Origin of the sequence: Maricaulis maris MCS10 (assembly GCF_000014745.1) — a bacterium.
GTDB classification, from domain to species: domain Bacteria; phylum Pseudomonadota; class Alphaproteobacteria; order Caulobacterales; family Maricaulaceae; genus Maricaulis; species Maricaulis maris_A.
In genome coordinates this window covers 1,613,282-1,627,674 of the sequence record NC_008347.1, presented here as the reverse complement: position 1 = coordinate 1,627,674, position 14,393 = coordinate 1,613,282, and the positions used below count along the sequence as shown (strand labels likewise).

Below are 14,393 nucleotides of genomic sequence, written 5' to 3'. Positions count from 1 at the left end.
GGTCAGTCAGTTCAGGCGCTGGCGATGATTGGCGTCGGCCGGAGCAGGTTGCGGCGAGCGCGGTCGATCAACACGTCTGCGGTTTCGCCCGGCCGGGTCGGCACGGGCGCGGCGCGGACACTGAGCCGGAAGGGGCGCAGCGGGTCATCGCTTTCAAAAGCCGTGCATTCAGCGATCGCTGCGACGCGTGCCGCCACGCAATCAATCCCGACAGTGTCGGTGAACGGCAATACGGCGAGGAAAATGTCCTCGTCGAAGCGTGCGGCGGCGTCCTCGGTTCGGAGCAGGTGCCGTAACATGGCAGCGAACTGGCGCCGCGCCTTCTCGGCCGAGGTTTCATCCGGCCGTTCCGCGCCATCCGGCAGCATGATCTGCAGGGCGATCATCGAGAAATGCAGCTCGTCACGGGCGCTGGCCTGCAAGAGGTCCTCGACGTGAGAAGTGAGGAAGGAGGCGTGGAACAAGCCGGTTTCGATATCGAGGGAACGGGTATCGCGGCAAGCTTCCAGTGTCGCCTTGGCCTCCCGCCGCCGGCGCCGTTCGGAGGTGAGGGTCAGGACCCGATCGCGCAATTCGGTGTCATCCGTGCCCGGGGGCAGAAGATCAGAGACCCCGCGCGCAAAGGCCTCTTCCGAGGTTTCGGTATCGACATCATCGGTCAGGAGCAGGACCGGCGTATGATAGAGCCGGGCATTGCGGCGCATGGCCGAAGAAATCGTGAAGGCGATATCGCGCTTGCCTTCCGCATTGAGGACAACAGCGTCAAAGGCGCGCTCATGCAGATAGTCAAAGGCCGAATAGGAGGAGAACGCGGCGATCACGTCGGCATCGACCGACGCCAATGTGTGCTGGAGCGCCATGAAACGCGGTGAGGCATCGCCGACATAGAGAATGCAGGGCGGCTGGTCCTGGCGCTCCACAAGGCCCGCCTTCTGTCCGTACAGCGCACTGACTTCGGTACGGCGGCGGGCGATGATCTCCATGGTGTGCAGACGGAACAGGGCGCGCACGCGGGCCGCGATCTGGACCGGTGTCGCCGGCTCACGGATCCAGGCATCTGCTTGTTCTTCACTGCCGTAACTGTCCGGTCCGACCACCAGGATTGGCCGTTCGCCCGGTGCAAAGCGTTCGAAAGCCTTGAGACCATCTTCGACATCACGGTCACACTCAGCGAGGATGACACCGACCGCCCAGAAGTGATGACGGCGGGCGGGCGGGCTGTCCGCGCGGACGAGGCGACAGTTCAGCGCGAGCCGTCCGAGCTTTTCGGACAAGGCTTCAACGCCGTCGGACATGCCAAATACAAGGACGTCCAATGTGCGCCCCATTCGTCCCCCTGCCATCGTCCCCGGTCCTCCGGTGTTTCGCGAGTTTGTCACAAGTGCCACGCTTTCAAAACGAATGATTCGCGAGGTGAACCCCCATGAAAGCGCAAGGTCCTCTAAAAGGCGTTAAAGTGCTGGAATTTGTCGGTCTGGGACCGGCCCCATTTTGCGCCATGATGTTGTCGGACATGGGGGCGGACGTCGTGCGCATCGACCGTCCCGGCGCACACGGGCTTGGCCCGGCGGATGTTCTGGCCCGCGGGCGTCGCTCGGTCGGGCTCGATCTCAAGGACCCGCAAGAGCTTGAAACGGCACGGCGTCTGATTGCCTCGGCCGATATCCTGCTGGAAGGCTATCGGCCCGGTGTCATGGAGCGACTGGGACTGGGCCCGGACATCGCTCTCGAGCGCAATCCTTCGCTGGTCTACGGCCGCATGACGGGGTGGGGGCAGTATGGCCCGCTGGCCCATGCGGCCGGACATGACATCAATTATATCAGCCTGACCGGGGCACTCGGGGCAATGGGTGATCGGGACAAGCCGGCCATCCCCCTCAATCTGGTTGGCGATTTCGGCGGTGGTGCCATGTATCTCGGCTTTGGTGTGTTGGCGGCCTTGCACCATGCCAGGGCAACCGGTGAGGGGCAGGTGGTTGATGCGGCGATCGTCGACGGTGCAAGCTCGCTGATGGCCTCGCAATACCAACTTGCAGCGCTGGGCCTGTGGTCTCCGGAACGGGGTGCGAACCTGCTCGATGGGGCCGCCCATTTCTACACCGTCTATGAGTGCGCTGACGGTCACTTCATTTCGATTGGCCCGCTGGAGCCGGAATTCTATGCCTTGCTGTGCGAGAAAACCGGGTTCGACGGTCAAGCCTGGCCCGCCGACTGGAGCGGCAAGGGGTGGGCGCAGGCCAAGGCAGCCCTCGCTGACCTGTTCAAGACCCGGTCGAGGCAGGACTGGTGTGACCTGCTGGAAGGCAGTGATGCCTGTTTTGCTCCGGTGCTGACCTATGAGGAATCGGCCCGACATCCCCACATGGTAGAGCGTGGGGTTCACGTCGAAATCGACGGCGTCCGGCAGGCCGCGCCGGCGCCGCGTTTTTCGCGCACGCCCGGTGCGATCCAGGGCAGTGCCCCGCAACCTGGCGCAGATCGTGAGGCTGTGTTGGCCGACTGGCTGTTAGACTGACCACGGGATATCCCGCCCTTGGCGGGGCGTGTTCAGGCGGACGTCGAGGTGCGGGCATGCCCGAAATCGGTGTCGTCGGTCATGGCGCCCGACAGATGGCAATCGCGCAGGTCCGCGAAGCGCAGGCGCGCACCGGACAGGTTGGTTGGGACAGCGCGTCCCGGTCCCAAGGTCAGCGGGTCGAGGCGAGCGCCACGCAGATCGGCATGCGTCAGGTTCGCGCCCGAGAGGTCCGCGCCACGCAAGTCGCAATCACGCAAATTGCACCGGCGCAGATCGGCCCCGCTCAAGCGTGCGCCTTGTAGTTCCGCGCCCTTGAGGTCGAGACCGGACAGGTTGGCCCGGACCGCCTGCAATGCTGTCAGGGGCGCACCGGCCAAGCCGACAACTGCGCGCAGGTCCAACCCGTCAAGTCGAGCCGGGTCACCTTCCTGGCCCCCGGTTTTGACCCGGCGAACATGGTCGTCAATGCGCTGCTGCGGCGTGCGATTGTCTGTATCGGGCGCAAGATCCGGAAGGTCAGGCCCATCGGGGAGGGCGCCGGTGAGCAAGCCCTTGGTGATCGCCATGCCCTGATCGGCCTGATCATCCGCAGTATTGCGAAAATCCGCATCGGTGAGGTCGGCGCTGGAGAAATTCGTGTTCCGGAACAAGGCGTTGACGAAAAGCGCTCCGGTCAGGTTGGCGCGATTGAAGCGAGCGCCCACAAGGCTGCACTCGGCGAATTGGGTCGCAACTGCACTGGCACCTGCCAGTCGGGCCTGATCCAGTACTGCGCCGGACAGGTCGGCCCCGTCCAATCGCGTGGCGATCGAACCGGCGGCGGTGGATTGGCCATTCGTCGACTTGGAAGCCAGTTCGCGAAAATCGGCGCCCGCACATTGCGCGGCGGTCAGGTCGGCGCCTGACAGGTCGCAGCCACGCAGGTCGGCGCGGTCCAGCTGACAGGCGAGCATTCTGGCCGTGGCCAGGCGGGCGCCAGCCAATCGGGCCCCGCGCAGGTCGGTCCGTTCCAGATCACAGCCCGTCAGGGTGCAATCGCGCAAATCGGCGTCGCGCAAGTCCCGCCCGGCCAGGGACAGTCCGCTGAGGTCAGCGCCCTGCAGGGCCGCCAGGCATCCGTTTGACGCACCCGCAAGCAGCCGCTCGTGGGCGTCGCAAATCCGGTCAAGTGCGTTTTGATCAATCGGAGTGGGGGCAGGTAGGGGCAAGCGATTGAGATCCGGTCAGGCAGGCAAGTCTGCGGCAAGAAGTGGTCATGATAGTGCACCGCATTTTGTTCAAGAAAGTGTTCATGTCGGGTTCAGGGCGTATGCGTCATCTTCAGCATCGAGATCAGCGGACACCCTTTTCAGTCCCTCGCTCGTTCGTTGAGCTCTTATCGTAAAGATAGCCCCGAAACGCCGGTCACCCCCAATGACCGGCGTTTCTTCTTTGTGAGCACGTTGCAGCACAAGGAATTTGCGGGTGACAGCTTTTGTCCTGACCGCCTGACATAGTGATCCTCAACGAAGCGAAAGCGCGATGGAGAGATCACAATGGCAATCGCAATCAATGCATATGTCGATGGCGTCAGCGGACTGCGCAACATGGTCCCGCACCGGTTCCGCGACGGATTTTATCGCATGCAGCGCCCGGGCGACGATATTGATTGCCTGCATGTCGAGGACCTGCGGTCCGTTTGTCGCTATCTCAACAAGGGTTATCAGCTGGCGATGAGCACGTCGGACGGGCATTCCATGCCGTCCTGGCTGCCAGCCGAAACCGTTCGGATCGCAATCCGCTAAACGAAAATGTCAGGCTCTTCGTACCAGCTTGGGTAAATACTGTTTACATGAATATTTCTTGTAAATCAGTACGTCCCGGCAATATGCCGTGATAATTGCGATATATCAGCATTGGGTATATTATTGCATGTATTTCAAGGTGGTCGGCATGATAAATAGTTTGGCTATGTTTGCTTTGACGGTTGCGTGCGCCTCTGACGGAGCTGCTGTCGGGATTGGAGCGGCGACGTCAAGGTCGCCGGCACCGGACAGCCTTGAGGTCCCCATGGCTGTAGACCTGACAGTCACAGGGACTGTTCGGGCGCGCGGTATTTTTGGTTTTGCCAGCGTGCGTGGTGTTCTCTCTTTGGGGGACGGCATGTTGAGCTGGGTCGTGAACGACTCAAGGGAGTGTGGCGCGTATGTCCTGACCTCGGAGGAAGGACAGGTTCGCTTCAGCGCGCGCTACCTCATCGACAATCAGGAGCAGGTCGACTGGACTGGCGTGATCGATGGTGAAAGCGTGTCGGATGTCCGCATTGTATGGACCCGCGTCGAGGGCGATTTCATTCATGACCTGTTCTTGCCCGAACAGGTGACGCTCGAATTCACGCCGGATCGGGGCTGATTACGGCAAGCCCGGGAAATCACTTCTTTGGTATTCGCGGACCATGTCGGCGAGTTCTGTCGGGGCGACGACCTCGACCTGGTCGCCCCAGGCATAGAGGTGCCAGCACATCTCAAGCCAGCCGCACGCTTCGAACCGGATTGTGAGTGAGCCGTCTTCGGCGGTTTCGCTGGTCTGTCCGGGATGAAAGCGATAGCGCGCCGCGTGCGGTGCGGCCCTGGCGGTGAAGCGCCAGACGACCTCGCCGAACTCCCGTTCATCCTGGAACACGCCGAAGGCCCGGTTGGCGTAGGCGTCAAAGTCAAACCCGTCCGAACGGGCGAACCAGTCATCGGTTGCCTCTGCCGCCTCCATGTCCTCGACACGGAAGTGGCGCATATGACCATCCTCGCGATCACGATCACGCCCGACCAGATAGCGCCGTGCGCCCAGGAGCAGGCCATAGGGCTCGATCCAGCGCTCCCTTGCCGCCTCGTCCCGCCGCCCGCGATATCGGATCTTGAGAACGAAGGGGCCCTTGAGTGCCTGGGCGATGGCAGCGTCGACTTCGGGGTCGGACGCCGGTTGCGGACCCGGGCGGGCCGCGTGCCCCATGGCTTCCAGCAGCGCCTCCTCGTCAGCTTCCACACGGGCCCGTCCGCGATCCGGCATCAGCAGGTCAATCTTGGAGCGAAGGCTGCGCAGCTGGTCGGCCTCGCGTGACAGCCCGTCCCGTTCCAGCGTCGACAGGGCCACTTCCAGCGCGGCAACCTCATCGGCCTCAGGCGCGAAAAACTCGCCAACGCGGCGCCGCGGCACCCGCCAGCGCTTGATGCCGTCGCCATCGACATGATCCTCGGTGTCAGCGAATACCTGTTCCAGCGCCTGGGTCATGCGCTGGGCGGTTCGCCGGACACAGCCGAATTCACGCTCGATCTCGGTCAGGGACACGCCGCTGTAATTGCTGGCCATGCGGGCCAGCCGCAACAGATCAACCGCTTTGCCAAAGGACATGATGTCTTCCTGAATTGCGCTGCTGTATTGCCGGTTGATCTGATAGACTCACCGGCGTGTGAATTGCATTCGACAGGACATGGACGAACCACTCAACCCGACCCCGCGCCAGCCTCACCTGCTGGTCCGCATTTTCAGCGTCATCATCGCCGCGATCAGTCGGGCGATGGCGCGCGACGTCATGCTGTTTGCCGGTGGGGCCTCTTTCTTCGGCATGCTGGCGCTGTTTCCGGCCATTGCGCTCGCCATGTCGGCCTATGGCCTGATCTTCTCGGCTTCCGATGCCGAACAGCAGATCGCCCGTTTCGCTGAAATCATGCCTCCGGGGGCCCAGGACTTCGTGCTGGGGCAGATGGGCCGGTTGGCTGACGCACCGATTGCGGCGCTGTCCGTGAATGGTTTCATTGCCCTGATGATCGCCCTGTTCGCCGCCTCGCGCGGGGTGAAGGCCATCATCGCCGGTCTCAACCATCTGGCCGAAGACCGGGACATCCGCAATATCCTCCAGTTCAACATTCTAGCCATGATGAGCGTGCTGGTTGGCGGCGCCTTGCTGACGGTTGCCAATCTGGCGGTGCTGTTGATCCCGGTCCTGCTGGCGCGCCTGGCCGCGGCACTGGGGATCGAGGCGCTGGACCTTGGTTCGGTTGTCAATGAATGGACCGTGGCGGCCGGCTTCATGTTCATCGCCCTCGAACTGCTTTACCGGGTCACCATGCGCAAGCGCAAACAGGCCGTCAGCTGGCGCGCCTCGACCGTCGCGGCCATTGTCGCAACCCTTCTGTGGCTTGGCCTGTCGAAAGGTTTTTCGACCTATGTTGCCGAGGTGATTGATTTTAGCGTCTATGGCTCACTTGGCGCACTTGTCGTCTTTCTGCTGTGGATTTATTGGTCTGCCTATGCCGTGTTCTTTGGCGGGGCCCTGGCCATTGAAGTCGACAATCGGGTGCGCGCTTCGCGTGAAGTTGACGACACGATGTCAGACCCGGGCTAGCTATTTGCTGCGGTCGCGATATAAACATGAACCGAATATCAACTTCGAGACGGGGTTCGCATGAAAAAGGTATTTGCCGACGCCCAGGCCGCGCTTGACGGACTGGTCTTCGACGGGATGACGATCATGGCCGGCGGGTTCGGCCTGTGCGGCATTCCCGAAAACTCGATCGCCGCCCTGCACAAGTCCGGGGTCAGGGACCTGACTGTGATTTCCAACAATTGCGGCGTCGACGGATTTGGTCTGGGGGTGTTGCTTGACGCCAAGCAGATCAAGAAAATGGTCTCCTCCTATGTCGGTGAGAACAAGGAGTTCGAGCGCCAATTCCTGTCCGGCGAGCTGGAGCTGGAATTCAATCCGCAAGGCACGCTGGCCGAGCGTATCCGCGCCGGCGGCGCCGGTATTCCCGGCTTTTTCACCAAAACCGGCGTCGGAACCCTGATCGCCGAAGGCAAGGAACACCGCGAATTCGACGGTGAAACCTTCATCATGGAGACCGGTCTGAAGGCTGATGTCTCGATCGTGAAAGCCTGGAAGGCTGACCCGCAAGGAAATCTGGTCTTCCGCAAGACCGCCCGCAATTTCAACCCGATGATGGCGACGGCCGGAAAGGTCACCGTGGCCGAGGTCGAGGAAATCGTCGAACTCGGCTCGCTCGATCCCGACGAAATTCACACGCCGGGCATCTTCGTCCAGCGCCTGTTCGTCGGCAGTTTTGAAAAGCGGATCGAACAACGCACCATTCGTGAAAGGGAGGTCGCATAATGGCCTGGACACGTGATGACATGGCGGCTCGTGCCGCGCAGGAGCTGGAAGACGGGTTCTACGTCAATCTCGGCATCGGCATCCCGACACTGGTCGCCAACCACATCGCTGACGATATCGATGTGACCCTGCAGTCGGAGAACGGCATGCTGGGGATGGGGCCTTTCCCCTATGATGACGAGGTCGACCCGGACCTGATCAATGCCGGCAAGCAGACCATTACCGAGCTGCGCCGAACCTCCTATTTCTCCTCGGCCGACAGTTTCGGCATGATCCGTGGCGGCCATATCGACCTGTCGATCCTGGGTGCGATGGAGATTTCCGAGAAGGGCGATATTGCCAACTGGATGATCCCGGGCAAGCTGGTCAAGGGCATGGGCGGAGCGATGGACCTGGTCGCCGGCGTCAAGCGCGTCGTCGTGATCATGGATCACGCCAACAAGAAGGGTGAGCCGAAACTGCTCAAGGAATGCACCCTGCCGCTGACCGGCAAGGCGTGTGTCCATCGCATCATCACCACGCTGGGCGTGTTCGATGTCGTTGAGGACGGGCTGGAGCTGATCGAATTGGCCCCGGGCGTGTCCCTCGACCTGGTCGCCGAGCAGACCGAGGCAAAATACTCCGTCTCCGCCAAGCTGGTTGAGCACGAACCGGCCTGACACGGCCGTTTGACCCTGCACAAATACCGGGCAAGGCAAGGGCGGTTCACCAAAGCGTGAGCCGCCTTAGCATTGTTTAATCCGGGTTTCACCTTCGCACACAAGCGCGTCCGGTTAAGACAGGCATGCGAGGGAGAATCACATGCCATTGACACGCCTGTCATTGAACAATCCGGCTGCCGTTTTTGTCGGCATTGCGCTGATCGTGCTGATGGGCGTGGTCGCCTTCACACGCCTGCCGATCCAGCTCTTCCCGGATACCGAGCGGCCGCAGGTCAATATCGCGACCTTCTGGCGCTCGGCCTCACCCCTGGAGATGGAAAGCGAAATCATCGAGCCACAGGAGCAATTGCTCACCGGCCTTCCTGGGCTCGAGGAAATGCGCGTGTTTGTGGGTGAGGGCTCGGCCTTCATCAATCTGACCTTCGCACTCGAAACCGACATGACCCAGACGGCGATCGATATCTCGAATCGCCTGTCGCAATTGCCGCCGCTGCCCCGCGACGCAGTCGGCCCGAATATCGGCGGTTTCGGCGGTGACGCGCAGCAAAGCCTGATCTGGTTCTTCCTTCAGGCCCTGCCGGACAATCCGAACGAAATCCATGACTACTCCGCCTTCGTCGAGGACACGGTCATTCCGCGACTCGAGGCCATCCCGGGCGTTGCCAGCGTGCAGATCGGCTGGGGTCAGAGGCCGGAAGAGTTGCAGGTCACCATCGATCCTTACCGCGCCGCAGCCCTGGGGGTAACCCTGCCGCAGATTTCCGGCGCCATCGTCAATAATTCCGACGTCTCCGGCGGCAATGCCGAGATCGGCCGGCGTTCCTACCAGATGCGCTTTGAGGGCGAGTTCGAACCGGAGGAGCTGGACGAGCTTGTCATCGTCTGGCGGGACGGTACGCCGGTGCGGCTGGGCGATGTGGCCACGGTCGCGGTCAATTATGGCGAGCGCAATAACTTCACCTACCAGAACGGCAATCCGGCCATGGGCATTGAGGTGCGACGCCAGCCGGGCGCCAATGTCCTGTCGGCCCTGGACGCCGTGAAGGCGGAGGTCGCGGAGATCAATGCCACCCTGCTGGAAGAGCGACAGCTCGTCATGGCGCCATCCTTCGACGCGTCGGTCTTCATCATGCGGGCGATCGACCTGTTGCGGACCAATCTCCTGCTGGGTGTGGCCCTGGCGATCTTCGGCCTGTGGCTCTTTTTGCGGCGTGCGCGGGCGACGCTGATCATTTCGCTCGCCATTCCGGTGTCGCTCCTGTCGACCCTGATCGTGCTCTTTTTGCTGGGTCGCTCACTGAATGTGATCTCGCTGGCGGGCCTGGCCTTCGCCACCGGCATGGTGATGGATGCGGCGATCATCGTGCTGGAGAACATCATCCGGCGACGGGAGGCCGGCGAAGATGCCGACACCGCCTCCGACAAGGGCGCGCAACAGGTCTGGGGCGCGCTTCTCGCCTCAACGACGACCACGGTCGCGATTTTCCTGCCGATCATCTTTACGCGTAATGCCGAGGGGCAGATCTTCGCCGATCTCGCCGTGACCATTGCGGTCGGCGTGGCGATCTCGATGATCGTGGCAGTGACCATCCTGCCCGTCGCCGCGAAATACTGGATCCGCGACCGCACCACCGTCACCCGTCAGCCTGTTCTCAACCGGATCGCCGGTTTGGTGATGACGGTCAGCGACAGCCCGCGGCGCAGGATCGGGGTCGCGGCGGTGCTCATCGCCGTGCCGCTGGTCTTCACCTGGTTCTCCCGTCCGGCGATGGACTATCTGCCCCCGGTCAAGCGCGACGCGGTCGATGCCTTCTTCATGTTCCCGCCGGGCTCCAATCTCGACTGGATCGAGGAAGAGGTCGCCGCGACCATTGTCGAACGGCTCGAACCTTATATGAGCGGCGAACGCGAGCCGGCCCTGCGCAATTATTATTTCGGGACCTTCCCGGGCGGTGGCGGCGCGACGGCTGGTATCCGGGTGCAGGACCAGTCACGCGTGGGCGAGCTGGAACGGATTGTGCGCGAGGAAATCATCACCGGGATTCCCGATGTGATCGGCTTTGCCCAACAGGGCAATCTGTTCGGCGGCTTCGCCCAGGGGGGCAATATCCAGGTCAATATCCAGTCCTCCGACGAGCGCGCACGTGCCCGGGCCACACAGGTTGGGCTGCAGATGTTGCGTGAACGCTTCCCGGGCGTGAACATCAATGCCAATCCGCCACCGGAATCGACCCAGCCGCGCCTGACCCTGGTGCCCAATGACCGCCGCATCCAGGAAGCCGGCTGGGCCCGCCGCAATGTCGCCGGGATGATCGCCATGCTCGGTGATGGCCAGTTCATCGGCGAGTATTTCGATGGCGAAAGCCGGATGAATATCATCCTGCGCTCTGAAGGCTGGGACACGCCGGACCAGCTGGCCGGTCTTCCCATCGCCACGCCCAGCGGCGCGGTTGTGCCCTTGGGTGACCTCGTCCAGGTCCGTGAAGAGGTCGGTGTCGGAGGCATCCAGCGCCTCAACCGCCGCCGCACGGTGACGATCAATATCAACCAGCCCGAAGGCGTGTCTCTGGAAGAGATCCTGACCGTCGTCCAGGACGAGGTCGAGCCCGCCATCCGGGCCGAGTTACCGCCCGATGGATCGGTGGTCTATGGCGGCAGCGCCGACAGTCTCGACCGGGCGGTCAACACCATGCTGATGAATATGGGCATGGCGATGGTCATCCTCTTCCTGATCCTGGCCGGCATGTTCCGCTCTCTGCGTGATGCGGTTCTGGTCCTGGTCTCGATCCCGCTGGCCGGGGTCGGCGGGGTCGCCATGTTGCAGATTCTCAACCTGTTCGTGACCCAGCCGCTCGACCTGCTGACCATGATGGGCTTTGTCATCCTGCTCGGTCTGGTCATCAACAATGCCATCCTGCTGGTCGACCAGACCCGCCAGGGCGAGCGCGAAGGCCTGGGGCGCCGCGAAGCGGTGGAACAGGCGCTGCACATGCGCCTGCGGCCGATTTTCATGTCGACCATGACCAGCCTTCTGGGCATGTTGCCGCTCCTGCTCGTTCCGGGCGTGGGCAGTGCAATCTATCGCGGGCTTGCCGCGGCGATCGTCGGCGGCATGAGCATCAGCCTTGTCTTCACCCTTATCCTCATCCCGTGCCTGTTGCGGCTGGGCGAGGGTGCGCGTCAGCGCATCGCGCTCACATCCTCACCGGTTTCGGCCGAATAGACCTGTCTGCGGAGATTCTCATGCTGGCCCGACTAACCAAACTGGCACTTGCCGCCCTCCTGCCCGGTCTGACGGGAGCAGCGCTTGCCGTCCAACCCGGACCGCCGCCGCCTGCCGTCGTGCGTACGGCCGAGATCACCTCGCTGGACATGGCCCGCACGCTGACCACCCCGGCCAGTGTCATGTCTCGCAATGATGCGCAGATCGCCGCCGAGGCATCCGGGCGCATCACTTTCATCGCCGAGCCGGGCGACGAGATCCCCGAGGGCGGGCTGATCGCGCAAATGGATGACCGCCAGGCCCGTATCCAGCTGGAAGAGGCCCGCGCGCGGCATGCGCGCGCAACCGCCAATGCCAATTACCAAAACGCCGAGGCGACGCGTTATCAACAGCTGGCAGAAAACGGGACTGTTCCGGCCACTCGACGCCGCGAAGTGGAACTCGCCCGTGATCTGGCCGTGCAGGACGCGCGAGAGGCCCGCTCGGCGCTCGACCGCGCAGAACTGGCGCTCGAGCGGACCCAGATCCGTGCCCCCTTTGCCGGACGGGTCGCCGTGCGCTTGATTCAGGTTGGTGAATTGTCATCGCCCGGACGCGATATCGCCCGCCTCGTTGACATTGAACACAAGGAAGCGGTGGCCCAGGTCCCTGTTGCCGTCGCGCCTTTCCTGCAGGTGGGCATGGACGTGTCGCTCTCGCTCTCGGACGGGCAAACCGTGCGGGCCCCGATCCGTGCCATCATTCCGGTCGGCGATGCCGTCTCCCGCACCTTCGAGGTCCGCATAGATCTGGAAGGGTCGGACTGGATTGTTGGTTCGGCGGCCCGCGTGGCCCTGCCCACTGAAACTCCCCGGACCCAGCTCGCCGCGCCCTATGACGCGGTCATCCTGCGCGCCAATGGCAATTTCGTCTTTATCGTCGATGATGAGGATGTCGCGCATCAGGTCGCCGTCATTCCCGGTGTTCGAAGCGACGGCTTGGTCGCGATTGCCGGAGATATAGAGCGCGGACAGCGCGTGGTCGTGTCAGGTGCCGAAACCCTGTCGGACGGCCGGCTGGTCACCGAGCTGGGCGAGGACGCCTGATCAACAGGCCACCACATTCACCGCAAGCCCGCCCTGGCTGGTTTCCTTGTATTTTTCCTGCATGTCGACACCGGTCTGACGCATGGTTTCGATGACCTGATCCAGTGAAACCTTCATGTCCGCCGATGTCGCCCGCAATGCCAGGCGCGCGGCGTCGATCGCCTTGATCGCGCCGATGGCGTTGCGTTCGATGCAGGGGATCTGAACGAGGCCGCCGACCGGGTCACACGTGAGTCCCAGATTGTGCTCCATGCCGATCTCGGCGGCGTCCTCGATCTGGGCGTTGTTGGCGCCCATGGCGGCAGCCAGGGCCGCTGCGGCCATGGAGCAGGCGACGCCCACCTCACCCTGGCACCCGGCTTCGGCGCCGGAAATCGACGCGTTCTTCTTGTAAAGCGACCCGATCGCGGCGGCCGTGAGGAAAAAGCGCTGCAGAGCCTCCTCATCGTCCTGGTCACGATGGTATCTGTCGAAATAGCGGGCCACGGCCGGAATGATACCGGCGGCACCATTGGTGGGCGCGGTCACGACACGGCCACCGGCCGCGTTTTCCTCATTGACGGCCATCGCCCACAGATTGATCCAGTCCATGGCGGCGAGCGGGTCTTTCTTTGGGTCGACCGGTTCGGCGATCAGGTCGCGATTCATCTTGGGCGCGCGGCGCTTCACATTGAGGCCGCCAGGCAGGACGCCATCCTGCTTGAGGCCGCGATCTATGCAGTCCTCCATGGCCCGCCACAGGCCCTCAATACCCGCCCGGATCGTGTCGTCGGGAAGGAAGGTGCGTTCATTGGCCAGCATGATGCGATAAATGGACAGGCCGGTGCGTTCGCCAATCTCAAGCAGTTCGGCGGCCGAGTTGAAGGGATAGGGTTCCCCCTCCTTCACATCGGCGGCGGAATTGCGGCCTGCCTCGTGCTCATCGATCACGAAACCGCCTCCGATCGAGTACCAGATTTCCTCGCGAATGAGGTCGCCGCTTTCGTCCAGCGCCCGGAATTTCATTGCGTTGGAATGGAAGGGCAGGCGGATATCACCCCGGAAGTCCAGGTCCCGACGTTCGTCGAAAGGAATTTCACGGCCGTTGGCCAGCTTCAGCGTCTGCGCCTCGCGTATCCGGGCGAGGCGGGCCGGTATCGTGTCCGGATTGATGCGGGCCGGATCGCTGCCTTCCAGGCCGAGGAGTACCGCCGTATCAGTACCGTGACCCAGGCCGGTCAGGGCGAGCGATCCATACAACTCGGTCTGCAACTGCGCGATATTTGTGCCGGCCTTGTCCTCGAGCACGCGCTCGACGAACACCTTGGCCGCCTTCATCGGCCCCACTGTGTGGGAGCTCGACGGGCCGACGCCGATCTTGAAAAGGTCGAAAACACCGAAATGCATATCTCAGGCTCGCTGGTCGGGAGTGGCGGGGTGAAGGTGGAGGGCTCAGTCGTCGCCGAGACCCTGGTCGCGGGTGAAGGCGTTGAAGCAGATAATGGTCTGGGTGTCCTTGATGCCCGCGATTGTCTGGACCTTCTGGTTCACAAAACGGCCGATATCGGTGTCGTCCTGCAGGGTGAACCGCGCCAACAGGTCAAAGGCGCCGGAGATCGAATGCACCATCGGGGCCTCGTCGAGATTGTCGACCAGCTTGGCAGCCACGTCGTAGGTGTGACCCAGCTCGCATTTGATGAAGACGTAGAATTGACGCATGGCTAACTCCTTGGGACTGCCGGGTACCCGGCGGGGGGACTGCCGGACACCCGGCGGGGCAACT

At 62.7% G+C, this 14,393-nt stretch carries 13 protein-coding genes; 8 read left to right on the top strand and 5 right to left on the bottom strand.

What is annotated here, in order from left to right; genetic code table 11:
• Positions 1-11: 11 nt before the first annotated feature.
• Positions 12-1,328 carry a diguanylate cyclase gene (locus tag MMAR10_RS07695; protein WP_011643423.1) on the bottom strand — a complete coding sequence of 439 codons (1,317 nt, stop codon included), beginning with the start codon at positions 1,326-1,328 and terminating at the stop codon, positions 12-14.
• 95 nt (positions 1,329-1,423) lie between these two features.
• Here MMAR10_RS07695 and MMAR10_RS07690 point away from each other — a divergent pair, with 95 nt between their 5' ends.
• A complete protein-coding gene (locus tag MMAR10_RS07690) occupies positions 1,424-2,515 on the top strand; it encodes a CaiB/BaiF CoA transferase family protein (RefSeq protein ID WP_011643422.1) in 1,092 nt (363 codons plus the stop codon).
• 32 nt (positions 2,516-2,547) lie between these two features.
• Here MMAR10_RS07690 and MMAR10_RS07685 read toward each other — a convergent pair whose 3' ends face one another.
• Positions 2,548-3,726, bottom strand: coding sequence for a pentapeptide repeat-containing protein (locus MMAR10_RS07685; RefSeq protein ID WP_011643421.1), 1,179 nt, complete (start codon positions 3,724-3,726; stop codon positions 2,548-2,550).
• 327 nt (positions 3,727-4,053) lie between these two features.
• On the opposite strand from MMAR10_RS07685, the gene MMAR10_RS07680 reads away from it, so the two are divergent.
• On the top strand, positions 4,054-4,302 hold the full coding sequence (locus tag MMAR10_RS07680) for a hypothetical protein (protein ID WP_011643420.1): 249 nt from the start codon (positions 4,054-4,056) through the stop codon (positions 4,300-4,302).
• Between the two features lie 265 nt (positions 4,303-4,567).
• Positions 4,568-4,909, top strand: coding sequence for a hypothetical protein (locus MMAR10_RS07675; protein ID WP_150099738.1), 342 nt, complete (start codon positions 4,568-4,570; stop codon positions 4,907-4,909).
• Here MMAR10_RS07675 and MMAR10_RS07670 read toward each other — a convergent pair whose 3' ends face one another.
• Positions 4,910-5,902 carry a helix-turn-helix transcriptional regulator gene (locus MMAR10_RS07670; protein ID WP_011643418.1) on the bottom strand — a complete coding sequence of 331 codons (993 nt, stop codon included), beginning with the start codon at positions 5,900-5,902 and terminating at the stop codon, positions 4,910-4,912.
• 79 nt (positions 5,903-5,981) lie between these two features.
• On the opposite strand from MMAR10_RS07670, the gene MMAR10_RS07665 reads away from it, so the two are divergent.
• The 5 genes from MMAR10_RS07665 (at position 5,982) to MMAR10_RS07645 (ending at position 12,631) form a co-directional block, all read left to right on the top strand.
• On the top strand, positions 5,982-6,896 hold the full coding sequence (locus tag MMAR10_RS07665; protein ID WP_011643417.1) for a YihY/virulence factor BrkB family protein: 915 nt from the start codon (positions 5,982-5,984) through the stop codon (positions 6,894-6,896).
• Between the two features lie 60 nt (positions 6,897-6,956).
• The gene (locus tag MMAR10_RS07660) at positions 6,957-7,661 is read left to right on the top strand and encodes a CoA transferase subunit A (RefSeq protein WP_011643416.1); all 705 of its coding nucleotides are present in this window, start codon (positions 6,957-6,959) and stop codon (positions 7,659-7,661) included.
• Positions 7,661-8,320, top strand: coding sequence for a CoA transferase subunit B (locus MMAR10_RS07655; RefSeq protein WP_011643415.1), 660 nt, complete (start codon positions 7,661-7,663; stop codon positions 8,318-8,320). The genes MMAR10_RS07660 and MMAR10_RS07655 overlap by 1 nt, the downstream gene beginning before the upstream one ends.
• A 142-nt stretch (positions 8,321-8,462) precedes the next feature.
• Positions 8,463-11,546, top strand: a complete 3,084-nt coding sequence (locus MMAR10_RS07650) for an efflux RND transporter permease subunit (protein ID WP_011643414.1) — start codon at positions 8,463-8,465, stop codon at positions 11,544-11,546.
• A 20-nt stretch (positions 11,547-11,566) separates the two neighbouring features.
• The gene (locus tag MMAR10_RS07645; protein ID WP_011643413.1) at positions 11,567-12,631 is read left to right on the top strand and encodes an efflux RND transporter periplasmic adaptor subunit; all 1,065 of its coding nucleotides are present in this window, start codon (positions 11,567-11,569) and stop codon (positions 12,629-12,631) included.
• Here MMAR10_RS07645 and MMAR10_RS07640 read toward each other — a convergent pair whose 3' ends face one another.
• Positions 12,632-14,017 carry an L-serine ammonia-lyase gene (locus tag MMAR10_RS07640; RefSeq protein ID WP_011643412.1) on the bottom strand — a complete coding sequence of 462 codons (1,386 nt, stop codon included), beginning with the start codon at positions 14,015-14,017 and terminating at the stop codon, positions 12,632-12,634.
• Positions 14,018-14,062: 45 nt separating this feature from the next.
• The gene (locus MMAR10_RS07635; protein ID WP_011643411.1) at positions 14,063-14,329 is read right to left on the bottom strand and encodes an Lrp/AsnC ligand binding domain-containing protein; all 267 of its coding nucleotides are present in this window, start codon (positions 14,327-14,329) and stop codon (positions 14,063-14,065) included.
• Positions 14,330-14,393 lie beyond the last annotated feature (64 nt).

Bases quoted from the DNA above. Each gene is read 5' to 3' on its own strand.
- MMAR10_RS07695 (WP_011643423.1), bottom strand. From the start codon at position 1,328: ATGGGGCGCACATTGGACGTCCTTGTATTTGGCATGTCCGACGGCGTT.
- MMAR10_RS07690 (WP_011643422.1), top strand. From the start codon at position 1,424: ATGAAAGCGCAAGGTCCTCTAAAAGGCGTTAAAGTGCTGGAATTTGTC.
- MMAR10_RS07680 (WP_011643420.1), top strand. From the start codon at position 4,054: ATGGCAATCGCAATCAATGCATATGTCGATGGCGTCAGCGGACTGCGC.
- MMAR10_RS07675 (WP_150099738.1), top strand. From the start codon at position 4,568: ATGGCTGTAGACCTGACAGTCACAGGGACTGTTCGGGCGCGCGGTATT.
- MMAR10_RS07670 (WP_011643418.1), bottom strand. From the start codon at position 5,902: ATGTCCTTTGGCAAAGCGGTTGATCTGTTGCGGCTGGCCCGCATGGCC.
- MMAR10_RS07665 (WP_011643417.1), top strand. From the start codon at position 5,982: ATGGACGAACCACTCAACCCGACCCCGCGCCAGCCTCACCTGCTGGTC.
- MMAR10_RS07660 (WP_011643416.1), top strand. From the start codon at position 6,957: ATGAAAAAGGTATTTGCCGACGCCCAGGCCGCGCTTGACGGACTGGTC.
- MMAR10_RS07655 (WP_011643415.1), top strand. From the start codon at position 7,661: ATGGCCTGGACACGTGATGACATGGCGGCTCGTGCCGCGCAGGAGCTG.
- MMAR10_RS07650 (WP_011643414.1), top strand. From the start codon at position 8,463: ATGCCATTGACACGCCTGTCATTGAACAATCCGGCTGCCGTTTTTGTC.
- MMAR10_RS07645 (WP_011643413.1), top strand. From the start codon at position 11,567: ATGCTGGCCCGACTAACCAAACTGGCACTTGCCGCCCTCCTGCCCGGT.
- MMAR10_RS07640 (WP_011643412.1), bottom strand. From the start codon at position 14,017: ATGCATTTCGGTGTTTTCGACCTTTTCAAGATCGGCGTCGGCCCGTCG.
- MMAR10_RS07635 (WP_011643411.1), bottom strand. From the start codon at position 14,329: ATGCGTCAATTCTACGTCTTCATCAAATGCGAGCTGGGTCACACCTAC.